The sequence below is a fragment of the Hydrogeniiclostridium mannosilyticum genome, from assembly GCF_003268275.1.
GTDB classification, from domain to species: domain Bacteria; phylum Bacillota; class Clostridia; order Oscillospirales; family Acutalibacteraceae; genus Hydrogeniiclostridium; species Hydrogeniiclostridium mannosilyticum.
Window position 1 is genome coordinate 923,884 of sequence record NZ_QLYR01000001.1, and the last position, 15,290, is coordinate 939,173.

Consider the following 15,290-nt stretch of genomic DNA (forward strand, 5'->3'; position numbering starts at 1 on the left):
TAAAAAGACGGTTTCATCCCGCAAACAAAACTCAAATAAAGCTGAGGGAGCCGCTATGTATTACCATCATCACCTGGAAACCCCGCACATCCTTTTTCACCATACCGTCAGCGGCGAGGCCACACCGGACTTTGCCCTGCACTGCCACGCAGAATACGAAATCTATTTCTATATCCGCGGCGATGTCAGCTATTTGGTGGAGGGCCAGGCCTATCCCCTGGAGCCGCACAGCATGCTTTTGCTGGCGCCCGGCACCTTTCACGGGGTGCGGATTGACTCCGACGCCCCCTATGAGCGCTATTGCCTCCATTTTGATGCCGCATTGCCCGCTCCGCGAACGCTTCCGCTGCTGAACAGCATTTTTCAGAACCACATCTATTACAGAAATGCAGAACGTCTTCAGCTGAGCGCCTTTTTTGAGGCCGTTGAGGCCTGCCGGCAGCTGGATCCCCCTGTCCGTGAGGAGGTGCTTAGCACACGGGCCGAGGCCCTGACCTACCAGCTCCTGATGCTTTCTGGAGACAGCCCCGGCGTGGGATCCTTAAATTCGGAGCAGGAGGGCCCGCTTGTCCGCCGGCTGCTGAGTTATCTCAATCTTCACCTGACGGAGGACCTTTCCCTGGACGGGCTGGCGGAGCGGTTTTATATCAGCAAGCACCACCTGAACAAAATCTTTAAGCGCTCGACCTCCACAACCGTGATGGACTATGTCATTCATAAGCGTGTGGCAATGGCCCGGCAGCTGATTCGGGAGGGACTGCCGGCGGCGGCGGCAGCCGAACAGAGCGGGTTTCACGATTACTCCGCCTTTTACCGGGCCTGCAGGCGCGTTACCGGCGCTACCCCTTCATCCTTTAACCAGCCGCCGGAAATGCGTTAAATTTACTAAAACGTAATTTTTTTACATATAATTAAAATAAATTTCGATATATGCCGGCAAAACAAAGCCTGCCTTGCCGCGGCTTAAAAGCGCCTTGCGCGTAACAAAAAAGAATTATAAAAATAGAGATATTCCGTCCATGTAAAAGGAATATCTCTATTTGTTATCCGCTATTCTTCAAGCGTTTGCAGGCTACTTTTTTAGCGCCGCAGCCGCAGTAGTAATAATCGGTGTAAGTCTCGTAATAACCATGGTCCTCCTCATGCGTGACAGCCGGGGCCGTTTCATCGTACGGCCCTATAATCGTGCGGCCGTTTGTATATGTCGCGTGCCCATTTTTGTCATACCCAATAAAGAGCGGGTTGTCCTCCGGCTTTTGATAAGGATAGTAGAGCGGATATAGGCTGCCCTCTTTGCTCTCAGCCCATGCGTGAAACCCGTCGGGGTCTCTCGTTTCCTCCCATGTACCGGTTGTATACCAGTACATTTTGTAGACGCTATATTTAACGGTCTGCTCCGGTTTGTCTACCACCGTTACGATATTGGGTACCCATTTCTGCGCGGTGTGCTTTTTCCACACATGAGTGTGCTTAGGCTTCGCCTGGGAAGCAGCTCCGCCGCTGGAGCCCGTTCCTTACCGGGTGATTACAATCGACCCCAGCCAGTAGGAGGGGTTCGCCCCCGCGGCGTATTTCCCACAAACCACACAGCAAAGCGGCGCGGATCACATCATTGCCGTCAGCCCCTCTGCCGGGCATTCCTTTTCCACCTTTCTTCACGAGGGCTTTCCCGGCCACCCCTACCAGGCAGCCTATACCGGCACGCTCGACCTGCCCGCCGCGGTCCGGGAGCTCGACTGCCTTGGTTATACGGGGGGGGGGCCATCTATGTTGAAGAGCGCTCCCATGAGCTGCTGGCGGCGGAAATTGAACGGGAATTTGTGCGCTATCTCAACCTGAATAACCGCTATTCCCGGTTGACGCCGGCCTATGCGGATATCATGATCCACACCGGCGGCTGGGACTACCAGCAATTTTTCGCCTACGCAAAGCAGGAGCTCGACTTTTCCACCGAGGAACAGGCGCGTGAGATCTACCGGGTGATTATTGCGGATCCTGCCTATTACCTGCACTACGAGTACGCCGGCTGCTTTATCAATGAGCTTCGGGAAAAGGCCGAGCAGGAGCTGGGGGAAGCCTTTGACCCCGTGGCCTTTCATCAGGCCGTACTTCAGGACGGCAGCGTCGGGCTTGCCGTTGTTGAAAAAATGTAGAAAATTATACCGGCATCAACCGCGCGCACGCCTGAATTTCACCGCTGCTGGAGGCAGGCGAGAACGGCGGGCAAATAACGGCGCCGCCCATCTTAATATAATTTTTTCTCGAAATTAGCAGAAACCTGTGCTATAATAAAAACTGAATTTATTTTTTACGGTTCCGGCCGGGCTCCTGGTTGAAGGGAGACAAGCCGGCTGCCGGCCCGCCGTATCAACGGCGGCAAAATAGAACTGCTTTCACTGGCACAATTCAATAGATTCAAAGGAGTGAATATCTTATGAGTATTCGTATTGGAATTCTTGGCTACGGCAATCTGGGCCGCGGCGTCGAATGCGCGCTGAAGCAAAACCCGGACATGGAGCTTACCGCCGTCTTTACACGGCGCAGCCCGCAGGACGTCAAAATCCTGACAGCCGGCGTCCCGGTTTACCCTGTGGAACAGGCCGAGCAAATGGCGGACAAAATTGACGTTTTGATTCTCTGCGGCGGCAGCGCAACCGATCTGCCGGTGCAGACCCCCAAATATGCCAAGCTGTTCAATGTGGTCGACAGCTTCGATACGCACGCACGTATCCCTGAACATTTTGCCAGCGTTGACAATGCCGCCCAGTCCAGCGGCAAGGTGGGCATCATCTCCGTGGGCTGGGACCCCGGCATGTTCTCTCTCAACCGGATGTACGCCAACGCCGTGCTGCCGGACGGCGCCGACTACACCTTCTGGGGAAAAGGCGTCAGCCAGGGGCACTCCGACGCCATTCGCCGCATTGAAGGCGTCCGGGATGCCCGCCAGTACACCATTCCGGTGGAAAGCGCCCTGCAGGCCGTGCGCAGCGGTAAGAACCCGGAGCTTAGCACGCGCCAGAAGCACACCCGCGAATGCTTTGTCGTTGCGGAGGCAGGCGCCGACACGGCCCGGATCGAGCGTGAAATCAAGACCATGCCGAACTATTTCGCCGATTATGACACCACCGTTCACTTCATCAGCGAGGAAGAATTGCAGAAGAACCACAGCGGCATCCCGCACGGCGGCTTTGTCATCCGCTGCGGCAAAACCGGCTGGAACAGCGAGAACACGCATATCATCGAATACAGCCTGAAGCTCGACTCCAACCCGGAGTTCACCTCCTCCATCATCGTCGCGTATGCGCGCGCCGCCTACCGCATGAACCAAGAGGGGCAAAAGGGCTGCAAGACTGTCTTTGACGTTCCGCCCGCCTACCTCAGTGCCAAGAGCGGCGAGGAGCTGCGCAAGCACCTGCTGTAACCCCCGCTTTTAAGGAACCGGAGCAGCTCCGGTTCCTTTTTTGATCTGCTGCCCGATCCATTTCTTCCCGCCGGCTCGTCCCCTGTCCCAGCATTTCCCGGATCGCCTCTAACATTTGTTGTGTGTGCTGATATTTTTGTTTCTTCATAAAGCACCCCCTGTGCAGTCTATTTTCCTACACAGGGGGCCTTTTGTCTATTGTCCGTTTTTACTGGACTGGTTCATAATGAGCGGGGCCTTGCCTTTATTCCATCCCGTTTCGTTTCTTCTGCTGCTTTTGCCGAAGGCGAACGGACGTAAAAATAAAATTCCGGCTACCGCGAGGCTTCTTCGCCCTCCGCCTATGCCTCCTCCAGGTAGCGCCGCAGGTTTGCCAGCCCGATGGGCAGCGCCTGCAGCGGGTCCTCCATGCCCTCGAACTCAATGGACACATAGCCGTCGTAACCATTTTGCTTGAGGATGGACAGGCACTGGCGTACCGGTACGCAGCCGTGGCCGATAATGGTCCCGCGCAGGCGGTTGCCGCCGCGGGTGCGGAAAAAGCCCTCACCCGGGTCCGGCTCCATGCCGGATTTCAGGATAAAATCCTTGGCGTGCACATAAAAGGCGTAGGGAGCAACCCGGCCAACGGCCTCGGCGGGGTTCTCGTCCACGCAAAGGAAATTGCCCATATCATTTAAAAGGCCAAAATTCTCATGGGCGACCATATTGACCAGCTTTTCCACCCGGCGGCTCTCCTGGCAAAAATAGCCGTGGTTTTCCACCATGGTGCGGATGCCGAGCTTTTCGCCATAGGCGGCAACGGCCCGGCAGCCCTCGGCAAGCCGTGGCAGCGCCTGGTCAAAGCCCCTCCAGCTCCGCCCGGCGGGCGGGTAGCCGCCGGTGGCGTCGTGGCGCATCGAGGCCGCGCCCAGGCACGCCGCCAGATCTACCTGGCCGCAGACGCGTTTGACCTCCGCCTGAAGGTCCCCGGCGCTGCCGGTCAAAAAGTCAGCGCCCACCGTATAGTTGGAAACCGCCAGGCCCGCCCGCTTGCATGCCTCGCCCAGCCTCCCGGCATATTCCTCGGGCGCGGAGCCGTCATGCGGGAGAATATCGACAAACTCAATGGCATCAAAGCCCATTTCAGCGGCCTTCTGCACACAGTCCAGCTGGGTCATAGCGCCAGCCTGCAGAAGACGGGAAAAGCTGTAGGAGCTGACGGCTGTTTTCATTTCTTTTCCTCCCCTCTCAGTACCACCTCATGTCCGGTAGCGGCGGACTCATAGACCGCGTCGAGAATTTCCATCAGCGTCACGCCGTCTCCGGCGGGGGAGATACAGCTGATCCCCTCACGGATGCAGGAAATATAGTGGTCGATTTCACGCTGGAAAAGGCCGCTGAAATCAAGCGCGGTCGGGTGGGCAAGCTGAACGTCGGCCAGGTAGCCGTTGACCTCCGTATAGAGCTCCAGTTCCGGGTCGATCTTCGCGCCGGCCTTGGAGCCGAAGAGCTGAATGGCCCCCTCGTCCTTCTTGATGTTCAGGCTGAAGCTGGCCTCCACCGAGAGTACTGCGCCGTTGTCAAAGCGGATCATTGCCGTCGCAAGATCCTCCACATCGCAAATATCATGCGCGCTCTTTTCCGCGGAGGAGTAGCCGCCCGTTCCCTGCTTGATATTCTTGCGGTTGCCGAGCTTCTGAAAGGCCGCGCCATAAACGGAAACCGGCAGCGGGTTGCCCATTAGGTAGCGCACCAGGTCGATGACGTGAACCCCCAGGTCAATCAGCGGCCCGCCCGCGGAACGGGACTTGTCGCCGAACCAGCCGCCGGGGTTGCCGTTGCGGCGCAGATAGGTGGCCTTGGCATAGTAGAGGTCGCCAAAATAACCGGCGCTGATAAAGTCCTTCAAAATCGCGCAATCGTTGCCATAGCGCCGGACAAAGCCGATCATCAGCAGCCGGTTGTTTTTCTCGGCGGCCTCCACCATCCGCCGCGCCTCAGCGGCACTGGTAGCCATCGGCTTTTCACACAGAACATGGCAGCCCGCGTTCAGCGCGGCAATGGCACAGGGGGCGTGCGCGGAATTCCAGGTGCAGACACTGACGGCATCCAGCTCCGGCAGGGCGGCAAGCATCTTGTCCTTATCGGTAAACAGGCGTGTAACGCCGTATTTCTCCCCGGCGTTTTTCAGGGTCTTTTCATTGATGTCGCAAAGGGCGTACAGCTCCACGCCCGGGTTATTTAAATAAGAACGGATATGCTCCTGAGATATACTCCCGGCGCCGATAACGCCTACCTTTATCTTCTCCATAAAAAATGCTCCTCCAACTATTTGCTTAAAACGGGCGGTCAAGCGCCGGTATTCCGGCGCAGAAAATCCACCGCACGGCGGATGTCGGCCTCGGGATTGTCGCCAACCTCGCGCTCAATGGTTAAAAATCCCCGGTAGCCAATATCGTCGAGCGCCTTCAGCCAGCCCGGAAAATCCACGTCCCCCTCACCCAGGGGGAGCTCTTCAAAGTCGCGCCCCTCCTGGATTGTGTCCTCAATAAGCCCATAAATGGCCTCCGGCTCGCGCACACGCAGGCGGCGCCCATCCTTGGCATGGGTGTGGACAATATAATCCTTCAGGGTGTAGACGCCCTGAACCGGGTCATCCCCCGTGACCATGACAAAGTTGGCGGGGTCAAAATTGACGGCCACACCCTTCGAGCCCAGGGAGTCTAAAAAGCCCTTCAGCGTTTGAGCGGTCTCCGGGCCCGTCTCGATAGCAAAATGCGCCTCCATCTCGTCCGCATAGCGGCTGAGCTGAAAACAGGCCTCCTGCATGACCTGGTAGCGCGGGTGATCCGCGGAGGCCGGGACCACGCCGATGTGCGTGGTAATCACGTCCGTCTCCAGATCCTTCGCCAGGTCGAGAATCCGCTTGGAGCGTTCTATCAGCTCCGGGTTCTTTTCCGCGTCCCCAAAGCCGTGCCCCAGGTCGCCGCACAACGCGGAAATCCGCAGGCCCTCCGCTTTGACGGCGCCGAGGAACTCCCGCCTGGCCTCCCCGGAGAGCGCCTCCGGGGCCAGCTCTCCATAGGTTGCGTAGGCCTGTATGCCCTTTACCCCCAGTGCGGCGGCCTTGGGCAGGGCTTCCCGCCAGCCGGTGCGGAATGAGTCGAGCAGAACCCCGATTGAAAATGCATACATGAAAATCATCCTTTCCAGACAGAATCCATAAAAATTTCGTTCTGTTTTCAGCTTTGGCACACTACTAATGGTAGGGGGAAACAAAACGCGGGCAGCCCTGGCAAATTATGACCGGTTTGTATCGGCTTTCTTACAGTGCTGGCCCGGATATTGCTTTCAGATTGGTTTCATTATATAATAAGGGCAATTGATTGGAAAGAAAAGATATTGCCCAGTAATAACACGATCTTGCTTTTTCCTGAGGGAGATGAAAACATGCCTGCGCAATCCTCCTATGAATACCACCAGATCCGCGACCCGGATTTTCCTATTATCTTTCACCAAGAAACCCTGAATTACGAAGAAAGCGGCGTGTTGGCCCATTGGCATGAAAATATTGAGCTGCTGTGGTTTGTAGACGGGCGCGGCGCAGTGGTCATTGACAGCGTGCGGGTGGAGGCCGGCCCCGGCGAACTGGTCATGATAGACTCCAACCGCCTGCACCGCATCTTCGCACTGAGCGCGGCATGCTGCTATTACTGCCTGATTGTTGACAAGGCCTTCTGCGAGCGCTTCGGCATTCCGGTTGGGGAGGCCCGCCTGAAAACCTCCGCAGACAGCGGACGCCTGCGCGGCCTTTACGGGGCCATAGCCAGCGAGATGGCGCAAAAGCAGCCGCACTATAAGGCCGCGGTGCTGGCCGGTGTGCTGGCCCTGCTGGCGGAGCTCTACCGCAATTATATGGACCGGGCTCCGGGGCTTTTCCCCAACCGGGAGCAGACGAACCGTTCCCGTATGGTGCGCGGCGCCATCTCTTTTTTACGCCGATCCTACCAGCAGCCTCTGACCATCGACGACATCTGCCGCGAGGTGGGCTTCAGCAAGTTTTATTTCTGCCGCGTTTTTCACGAGGCAACCGGCAAGACCGTGGTGGACTACCTGAATTTTCTGCGCTGTGAAAACGCGCAGCTGCTGCTTGCTTCCGGCAGATGCAATGTACGCGAAAGCGCGGAGCGCTGCGGCTTTCACAATGACTCCTATTTTACGCGCATCTACAAGCAGCAGATTGGCGAGCTGCCCTCTGAGACTATGAGGAAGCAAGGGTAGCGCGCCGGGGCATTCTGTCGTTTTTTTGTTTTTAGTGGCTTTTTCAGCCGGAAGATGGTATACTAACTTATTATGATTAAAACAATAAGCGGCCGCCCAGAAGCAAGGCGGCCGGTTCAAAACAGGGAGAAGCGGCAGAGGGGGCTTCTCCTGTATTGAAGGGAGAAGGTTTCTTGAAGAGAATGACAGCCGCCGCACCTCCTGTTGAAGGGGTTGAGGAAAAAAAGGACCCCGCACAGGAATCCTTTGCGGCAGGCCTTGGATTTTATAAGCTTTTCTGGGTGTTTTTTATCGGGTGCATTGCCGGCGTTATCATCGAAGTACTCACCTGCCTGGTGCAGGAGCATAAAATCGAAAGCCGTGCAGGCCTGATCTACGGCCCTTTCAGTCCGGTCTACGGCGCGGGCGCCGTGGCGCTGACCGTTGGCCTCAGCTGGGCAAAGGATAAGAGCATCGGGGTGATCTTCCTGGTCGGCACCCTTTTGGGCAGCTCGGTGGAATATATTTTCAGCTGGGCGCAGGAAAAGCTGTTCGGCACCATCTCTTGGGAATACAGCAATGAGGCGCTGAACATCAACGGGCGCACCAGCATCTGGTACGCCTTTTGCTGGGGCGTGCTTTCCGTGGTCTGGGTAAAAATCCTCTACCCCTTCCTCTCCCGGGTCATTGAAAAGATCCCCAGCACATGGGGGCTTCCGCTCAGCCGCGTGCTGGTGGCATTCATGATTGTAGACATCCTCCTCTCCGGCATGGCGGTTGCCCGCCAGACCGAGCGCCGCGAGGGGGTGCCTGCCGGCGACCCTGTACGGCAGTTTCTGGACCGGCATTATACAGACGATTTTCTCAAGAAAATTTACCCCAACATGATGTTTGTCGGCGAGGACGGCCCGCTGAAGCCACAGGATGAGGATCTGGCCTCGCTGCCGCCCGTCTCCGGCTCCCCTCATGCGCCGGGCTCTGTACCGGAGCGCTGAGGTGTGCGGCTTGAACATGAATTTTTCAATACGCTTTGCCGCGCCGGAGGATTTGGACAGCATTCTGTGGATCATGGAGTGCGCCTGCCGGTCCGTGCCCGACCCGGCCTGGTTTGTCGCCAGCGGCCGTGATTTTCTTCAGGACTGCCTCGCGGGAAAGGGCTTTATTTTGCTGGCGGAGGGCCTTACCGGGCCTTCCGGTTTTCTGGTGGTCAAATATCCCGGAGACGAACCGGGTCACTTGGGGCGGGATGCCGGGCTGCCGGAGGCCGAGCTGCCCCGCTGCGCCTATATGGACACGGTTGCCGTTCTGCCGGAGGCTCGCGGCAATCGGCTGCATATCCGGCTGCTGGCCGCGGCAGAACAGGCCTTGTCGGGTTCTTCCCGCTGCCATTGGCTGGCCACGGTCCACCCTCAAAACCGCTACAGCCTGCAAAATTTTACGGCCTGCGGCTACCGGGTCGCGGCTACCAGAAAAAAGTACGGCGGCCTGGACCGTCATATTCTTTATAAGCGCGCCCGGCTTCTGTGAAGGAGCGTGCTTTCCATTGCGTTTTCGGTTTCTGCCGCCTATCCGCGAGGGAAGGCCTTACTAGATCGCCCCGGCTGATTGCCCGGCGGCCTCTCAGCCTCCCCTTTCAGCTCTGGAGAAAAACAGAGCCCGCCGTGCTGTATGATATAAACAGGGGGGAACCGGTAGCCGGTTCCTCCCTGTTTATTGCCGCCCTTCGGCTCATCCCCGGGTTCTTTCCGGAGCGGGCGCAGCCTCAGCCGTCATAATCCTCCAAAAAGGAGTGCACCGCCGCCCCCTTGCGGTAACTAATCAAAGTTTCCAAATTTACATTTTCCACGCTCTTAAAAATATTTTTATCTATCTGGGGGTTTATTTTACGCAAATCGGAAATAAGGCGTTTTATTTCCGCACGTTTGGACTCGGACCGATCCTCAGCAGCCCGCTCCGTCATCCGGCAGGCGCATTGCAGAAAGGCCAGTCCATTGTAGCGCTGCCAGGATAGGATATCCGCCTCACGCACCAGATACAACGGACGGATGAGCTCCATCCCCGGAAAATGGGCGCTGTGCAGCTTGGGCATCATGGTGCGCACTTCAGCGCCATAGAGCATGCTCATTAGCACCGTCTCAATTACATCGTCAAAATGATGCCCAAGCGCGATTTTATTGCAGCCCAGCTCCTGCGCCCGGCTGTAAAGGCAGCCGCGCCGCATGCGGGCGCACAGGTAGCACGGAGAGGTGGCGGAGCGGTCCCTGTCCACTACCTCAAAGAGCCTGGTGTCAAACACCTTTACGGGCAGGCCCAGCAGCGCGGCGTTATCCAGCAGCAGGCGGCGGTTTTCCGGGCGGTAGCCGGGGTCCATCACCAAATATTCCACCTCAAAGGGAATTTCCGTATAAAGCTGGAGATGCTGCATGCACTTGGCCAGCAGCATGGAATCCTTACCGCCGGAGATACAGACCGCGATGCGGTCGCCCGGCGCAATCAGGCGGTAATCCTTGATACCGCCGATAAAACGGTTCCAAATCGGCTTCTTATACTTTTTAATGATGCTGCGTTCCACCTGCTGGCGCTTTTCCATATTCAAGCTCCTCCAATCCCGAGGCCCCGCGCCCGGACGGGTTCGGCCTGCAAAGGATTTCGTTTTCACCATTATACCACAAAAAGAAAACGGCGACAGCCGCTTTCTAATCTTTAAGCAGAATGCAAGCGCTTTTTTTCGCGCTTCAATAACCGCGCCCTGCACCCTGTGCGCGCCCTTGCCGGTTACCGGCGCGGGGTGGCCGGCGCGTTTCTCTCTTCATGCGCTGAAAAATGTTTTTCCAGCCCGTTAAAAAAATAAAATTAGGGCTTGTGAAAACCGAAAAAATACAGTACAATGACCTTTGAAACAGGCCCGACAATCATTGAGGCCCTATAAGGAGGAGTTACTATGACTCAGGAATTTCAATACAGGATTGCGCTGGTGGGTACGCCCGATTTTCCGGACATGCGCTATGACGACAGCCAGCTGAGCGCACTGCGCGACCTGGGCTTTAATACCGTCCAGCTCAACATCGCCTGGGGCGCCCGTCCCGCGGACGAGCCCCTCAACCTGGAGGATATTCTGGCCCCGACGGGAGAAGAGCCCAGCAAGCGGGTGCAGGAGCGCTTCGAGGCCATTGCCTACCGCGCCCGTCAGGCGAAGAAATATGGGTTCCGCACCCTGTTCCACTTCGGAGCGCCGCGGATGGATATTCTCTACCGCACCCTGGCCGACCCGGCTGAGCTGGACCGCCAGACCTGCCTGTATTCCGTACAGCGCGAAGAGGTTATTCAGAAGTATGAAGACCTGCTGCGCCAGCTTGCGGTAAAAATCCCCGAGGTAGACGATATTTTAATGTATACCTTTGACCAGGAGGCCTGGGTGGGCGACGAGTTCGGCAATGACGAGCTGGCCCAGGGCGTGCCGTTGAGCCACCGCCTGCCCCCCTTCCTGCAGCGCCTGAGCCGTTGCTGGAAGGAGCAGCGCCCGGGAAGCACCCTCTGGTGGGAACCGTGGGAGATTTCCGCCGGGCAGATCTACGACATGCTGGATCAGCTCCCGCGCGAGAACTTCGGCTTTATGCTGCACTGTAATATTGCAGAGGTCCAGATGACCAACCCGGTTGACCGCTGGTTCCGCAACATGCTGCTGCTTTGCAGGGAGCGCGATATTCCGGTGATCGGCGAAATCTTTATGACCGGCGGCAATGAGGAGGTCTCGCCTCTGTGCCACGTTGCGGCGCCCGCCGTTGTCTATCATGAGCTGAAGGAGATGCAGCGCGTGGGCGTTTGCGGCGTTAAGGAATATTTCGGCACGCTGCCGGATACCGACGACCCCAACCTGCGCATGGCGGGCGTCTTCTTTAACCAGCCCGATATTACGCTGGAGGAGGCCCTGCAAAAGGTAGCGGCCCCCTATGAGGGCGCCGAAGCCGAAATGCTTGACGGCTTTGAGGCCTACGCCCTTTCTATGGATGTATTCCCCTGGGATCTTTCCTGGAAAATGCGCGCCATTGTCACACAGCACACTGCCTGGCACGGCTATAACCGCTTCTGGTTCTCCGGCGAGGTAGCGCCTTCCCCGAGCTGGCGTTCAACCCGCCGCTCCGTCTTTGCCATGACGACAGACGAGCCCGAGCTCCATCTGTGGCTCATTGAAGATATTTATCTGCGAATCAAGCACGCCGCCCGTTACCTGGAAAAGGCAGCCGTCTGCTTCGAGGCTGCCGCTCAAAAATGTTCTGCCGGGGCCATCCCGCTCATCATCGCGGACGCAAAGCGCTTTCTCTCCGTCATGCACGACCTCGAATACCATGCCGGCGAAACCCTGGCCGCCTATGATATCCGCAAAAAGCTCGAGTGCGGCAGGGAGATCCCGCAGCAGCTCCTGGACCGTATGGATGCCCTGCTGACAGCCGATATGAAAAACCAGACGGAAAACGGGGACGGCGAGACTGCCTACACAAAGCTTCAGGAATTTCGCCGGGACCCCGCCGCGTTCGCCCGCGCCAACTTCCTGTAAGAAGAGGCCCGTCGGCCCTGCCGCCGTTGTGCGGGCTGGGGTTACAGCATAGAAGAGCCCTTTGTGGGCATGGCTCCAGGCATTTCTTCACATTCATTCTCTTGATGAATTGATTTGCCTGATGAACCGGACTTATGGTATAATGGCAACAAACGAAAGGTTTGTTGCCATTTCTTTTTACCGCTTTCCCGGCATCACCGGTTGGCGGCATATTCCATATTGGCAGATGTAAAATTCAAGGCGTTCCAGGCAGCCGCTCCCCTGCCCGCCGGAATGCCCCAAAATAGAGAGGTCTGGAGGTTTAAGCATGAGAGAAGACATTTGCAGCATTCCCATTGGTGAATTATTCGGCCCCAAAAAGGGCTGCCCGTTCTGCCGGATGGACGCCATGCTGGAAAGCCGGCTGGCGGAATATATCACCGGAGCGGCCATGATGGAGCCCGACGTGCGAATCGAAACCAACCGTTTGGGCTTTTGCGCGCATCACTTCGACAAAATTTGCGAGGTTGGCAACCGCCTTTCCATCGCCCTGATTCTCGAAAGCCATCTGCACGAGCTGGAGGAGCGGGAATTTCCCGCTAAAATGCCCCGGCTGCCGCGGCGGCGGCGCGGTGAAGAGGGCGGCGCTGCCGCTGAAACCTGCTTCATCTGCGAAAATATGGAAAAGAACCGCCGCCATCTGATGGACATCGCCGTCAAGATGTGGCAGGAGGACGAGGATTTCCGCGCGCTCTACGCAGGCCAGGAGTTCATCTGCCTACCGCATTTCAGGCGGCTTCTCCAGGAGGCCGATCGCATGCCCAAACGGACGGCCCCCGCCTTCGCACAAGAGACCCGGCGCCTTTCCCAGGCTTACCTGCAGGCGGTACAGAAGGACGTTACCCATTTCTGCCGGATGTTCGACTACCGCAATAACGGCGGCGATTGGGGCAACTCCAAGGATTCCATCGAGCGGGCGATCTCCTACTTGACCGGCCGCCTTTACCTCAAGGAAGAAAAGGAGCCAAAAAAAGAATGAGTGCCAAAGACAACGGCGATATTTTCGACCTGGATGCCACCCTGTTCTGCGGCCAGTGCTTCAGCTGGGACCGGCTGCCCGGCGGAGGATATGCCGGCGCTTCCGGGGATCGGGCCTTATTCCTCTGCGACCCTTCCCGGGATTTACCCCGTGCCCTAGCAGACCCGTTTTGGCGCGGCTATTTTGATTGGGATTTCCCCTATGCGCAGGCGCGCGCCCAATTTTCGGCGATGGACCCTATTTTGAAGGAGGCCGCCGCCTTTGCGCCGGGCATTCACATTTTAAACCAGGACCCCTGGGAGGCGCTGTGCTCCTTTATTATTTCACAAAACAACAATATTCCCCGCATCACGGGCATTGTCCGGCGGCTGTGCCGTACGTTCGGCAGCCCGCTGGAAAAAAGCGGTGATTGGGCGCTTTTTTCTTTCCCGCGGCCCGAACGCCTGGCAAATTGCACCCCGGGCGATCTGGCGCCCCTGCGGTGCGGTTTCCGGGCACGCTACCTCATCGATGCCGCACAAAAGGTTTCCAGCGGGCAGGTGGACCTTGAACGGCTGCGGACAATGCCGCTTACAGAGGCCCGGGAGCAGCTGATGCAAATTGTAGGCGTGGGCGTGAAGGTAGCGGACTGCGCCCTGCTGTACGGCCTGCACCGGCTGGAGGTATTTCCCATGGACGTATGGATGAAACGGGTCATGGCCCGGTGGTTTGCCGGCAAGAACCCTGATTGCTTCGGCCCATACGCCGGAATCGCGCAGCAATACCTCTTTCACTACAGCCGTAACCATCCGGAATGCTTCACCGAGGACGAGGCCCGGGAACGGGTATCCTGAAAAGATTGTAAAAGAATTAACAAACAAGGCTTTTTTTTCGGAAATAAATGGGGTATAATAGAAGCAGAAACATAAACGGGGCTGTGAGCCCGCCCGCGGGCAGCAGCCCCGCCGCGGAAAAAAGCTTTTACGGGTTCGCCGCGCCGCTTCAGCCCACCTGGCAAAGCGCGGCGGCAGCGGGCCGCCGGCAGGCGGAGGAGCATATTTCTGCCATTCCTTTCGCAAATATTAATAGATGATTTTATTTAGGAGCGTGATGTATCAATGCCACTCGTCAATACAAAGGAAATGCTGCAAAAGGCCTATGAGGGCGGTTACGCGGTTGGCGCTTTCAACGTCAACGACATGGAGATTGTCCAGGGAATCACGGAAGCTTGTTCTGAGCTGAAGGCCCCCGTAATTTTACAGGTCTCCGCGGGCGCCCGCAAATACGCCAACCACACCTACCTGGTCAAGCTGGTCGAGGCTGCTGTTAAAGAAAATCCCGATGTGCCCATGGCCCTGCACCTGGACCACGGCCCATCCTTTGAGCTGTGCAAGGCCTGCATCGACGGCGGCTTTACCTCCGTAATGTTCGACGGCTCCAGCAAGCCCTATGGGGAAAATGTGGAGGAGGCCCGCAGGGTCGTCGAATATGCGCACAAGTACAATGTCACCGTTGAAGCCGAGCTGGGTAAGCTGGCGGGCATTGAGGACGACGTCCAGGTAGGCGACGACGACGCACAGTTTACCGACCCCGGCGAGGTGCAGGATTTTGTCACCCGCACTGGCGTGGACTCCCTGGCCATTGCCATTGGCACCAGCCACGGCGCTTATAAATTTAAGCCGGGCCAGCAGCCGAAGCTGCGGCTGGATATTCTCCAGGAGGTAGCCAGCCGGCTTCCGGGCTTCCCGATCGTACTGCACGGCGCTTCCTCCGTACTGCCGGAATTTGTCGAGATGGTCAACCAATATGGCGGCAAGATGCCCGACGCCATCGGTATTCCCGAGGAAATGCTGCGCGAGGCGGCTAAAATGGCGGTCTGCAAAATCAACGTGGACTCCGACATCCGCCTGGCCATGACCGGCGTTATCCGCAAGTATATGTTTGAGCATCCGGATCACTTTGATCCCCGCCAATACCTGGGCGCGGCAAGAACCGCTGTCAAGGATATGGTCGCACACAAAATCAACGTGGTGCTCGGCTGTGCGGGTAAGGCCTGACCGGCCCGCCACACAGGC

15 protein-coding genes are annotated in these 15,290 nt (G+C 57.4%); 10 read left to right on the forward strand and 5 right to left on the reverse strand.

All coding sequences use genetic code 11. The annotated features are described in order from the left end of the window. Window positions 1-55 precede the first annotated feature (55 nt). A complete protein-coding gene (locus tag DPQ25_RS04320) occupies window positions 56-880 on the forward strand; it encodes an AraC family transcriptional regulator (protein WP_146740524.1) in 825 nt (274 codons plus the stop codon). A gap of 163 nt (window positions 881-1,043) precedes the next feature. On the opposite strand, the gene DPQ25_RS04325 is transcribed toward DPQ25_RS04320, so the two are convergent. Beyond that, entirely contained in the window at window positions 1,044-1,460 is a 417-nt protein-coding gene (locus DPQ25_RS04325) for a hypothetical protein (RefSeq protein WP_112331910.1), read from the reverse strand. Here DPQ25_RS04325 and DPQ25_RS15210 point away from each other — a divergent pair, their 5' ends adjacent. Further along, entirely contained in the window at window positions 1,461-2,153 is a 693-nt protein-coding gene (locus DPQ25_RS15210; protein WP_112331911.1) for a DUF885 family protein, read from the forward strand. A 281-nt stretch (window positions 2,154-2,434) separates the two neighbouring features. Beyond that, complete coding sequence (locus DPQ25_RS04335) at window positions 2,435-3,421, forward strand: diaminopimelate dehydrogenase (protein ID WP_112331912.1); 987 nt, start codon at window positions 2,435-2,437, stop codon at window positions 3,419-3,421. A 341-nt stretch (window positions 3,422-3,762) separates the two neighbouring features. Here the strand turns inward: DPQ25_RS04335 and DPQ25_RS04340 are convergent, their stop codons facing one another. Genes DPQ25_RS04340 through DPQ25_RS04350 form a run of 3 tightly spaced genes read right to left on the reverse strand, consistent with a single transcriptional unit; the run spans window position 3,763 to window position 6,598 of the window. Then, window positions 3,763-4,635 carry a sugar phosphate isomerase/epimerase family protein gene (locus DPQ25_RS04340; RefSeq protein WP_112331913.1) on the reverse strand — a complete coding sequence of 291 codons (873 nt, stop codon included), beginning with the start codon at window positions 4,633-4,635 and terminating at the stop codon, window positions 3,763-3,765. Then, window positions 4,632-5,714, reverse strand: a complete 1,083-nt coding sequence (locus DPQ25_RS04345; RefSeq protein ID WP_112331914.1) for a Gfo/Idh/MocA family protein — start codon at window positions 5,712-5,714, stop codon at window positions 4,632-4,634. Before DPQ25_RS04345 ends, DPQ25_RS04340 begins: the two co-directional genes overlap by 4 nt. Window positions 5,715-5,752: 38 nt before the next feature. After that, window positions 5,753-6,598: a sugar phosphate isomerase/epimerase family protein gene (locus DPQ25_RS04350; protein WP_112331915.1), complete on the reverse strand. Its 846-nt coding sequence runs from the start codon at window positions 6,596-6,598 to the stop codon at window positions 5,753-5,755. A gap of 255 nt (window positions 6,599-6,853) precedes the next feature. Between DPQ25_RS04350 and DPQ25_RS04355 the strand changes: the two genes are divergently transcribed. The 3 genes from DPQ25_RS04355 (at window position 6,854) to DPQ25_RS04365 (ending at window position 9,190) form a co-directional block, all read left to right on the forward strand. Next, a complete protein-coding gene (locus DPQ25_RS04355; protein WP_112331916.1) occupies window positions 6,854-7,684 on the forward strand; it encodes an AraC family transcriptional regulator in 831 nt (276 codons plus the stop codon). 182 nt (window positions 7,685-7,866) lie between these two features. Continuing rightward, the gene (locus DPQ25_RS04360; RefSeq protein WP_112331917.1) at window positions 7,867-8,658 is read left to right on the forward strand and encodes a putative ABC transporter permease; all 792 of its coding nucleotides are present in this window, start codon (window positions 7,867-7,869) and stop codon (window positions 8,656-8,658) included. Between the two features lie 16 nt (window positions 8,659-8,674). Then, window positions 8,675-9,190 carry a GNAT family N-acetyltransferase gene (locus tag DPQ25_RS04365; protein WP_146740525.1) on the forward strand — a complete coding sequence of 172 codons (516 nt, stop codon included), beginning with the start codon at window positions 8,675-8,677 and terminating at the stop codon, window positions 9,188-9,190. A 235-nt stretch (window positions 9,191-9,425) separates the two neighbouring features. Here the strand turns inward: DPQ25_RS04365 and DPQ25_RS04370 are convergent, their stop codons facing one another. After that, window positions 9,426-10,253, reverse strand: a complete 828-nt coding sequence (locus DPQ25_RS04370; RefSeq protein WP_112331919.1) for a tRNA 2-thiocytidine biosynthesis TtcA family protein — start codon at window positions 10,251-10,253, stop codon at window positions 9,426-9,428. Window positions 10,254-10,604: 351 nt separating this feature from the next. On the opposite strand from DPQ25_RS04370, the gene DPQ25_RS04375 reads away from it, so the two are divergent. The 4 genes from DPQ25_RS04375 (at window position 10,605) to fba (ending at window position 15,272) form a co-directional block, all read left to right on the forward strand. Continuing rightward, on the forward strand, window positions 10,605-12,218 hold the full coding sequence (locus DPQ25_RS04375) for a hypothetical protein (RefSeq protein ID WP_112331920.1): 1,614 nt from the start codon (window positions 10,605-10,607) through the stop codon (window positions 12,216-12,218). Between the two features lie 307 nt (window positions 12,219-12,525). Next, entirely contained in the window at window positions 12,526-13,236 is a 711-nt protein-coding gene (locus DPQ25_RS04380) for a DUF6062 family protein (protein ID WP_112331921.1), read from the forward strand. Next, complete coding sequence (locus tag DPQ25_RS04385; RefSeq protein ID WP_112331922.1) at window positions 13,233-14,069, forward strand: DNA-3-methyladenine glycosylase family protein; 837 nt, start codon at window positions 13,233-13,235, stop codon at window positions 14,067-14,069. The genes DPQ25_RS04380 and DPQ25_RS04385 overlap by 4 nt, the downstream gene beginning before the upstream one ends. Before the next feature lie 264 nt (window positions 14,070-14,333). Continuing rightward, entirely contained in the window at window positions 14,334-15,272 is a 939-nt protein-coding gene (gene fba, locus DPQ25_RS04395) for a class II fructose-1,6-bisphosphate aldolase (RefSeq protein ID WP_112331924.1), read from the forward strand. The last annotated feature ends 18 nt before the right edge of the window (window positions 15,273-15,290 follow it).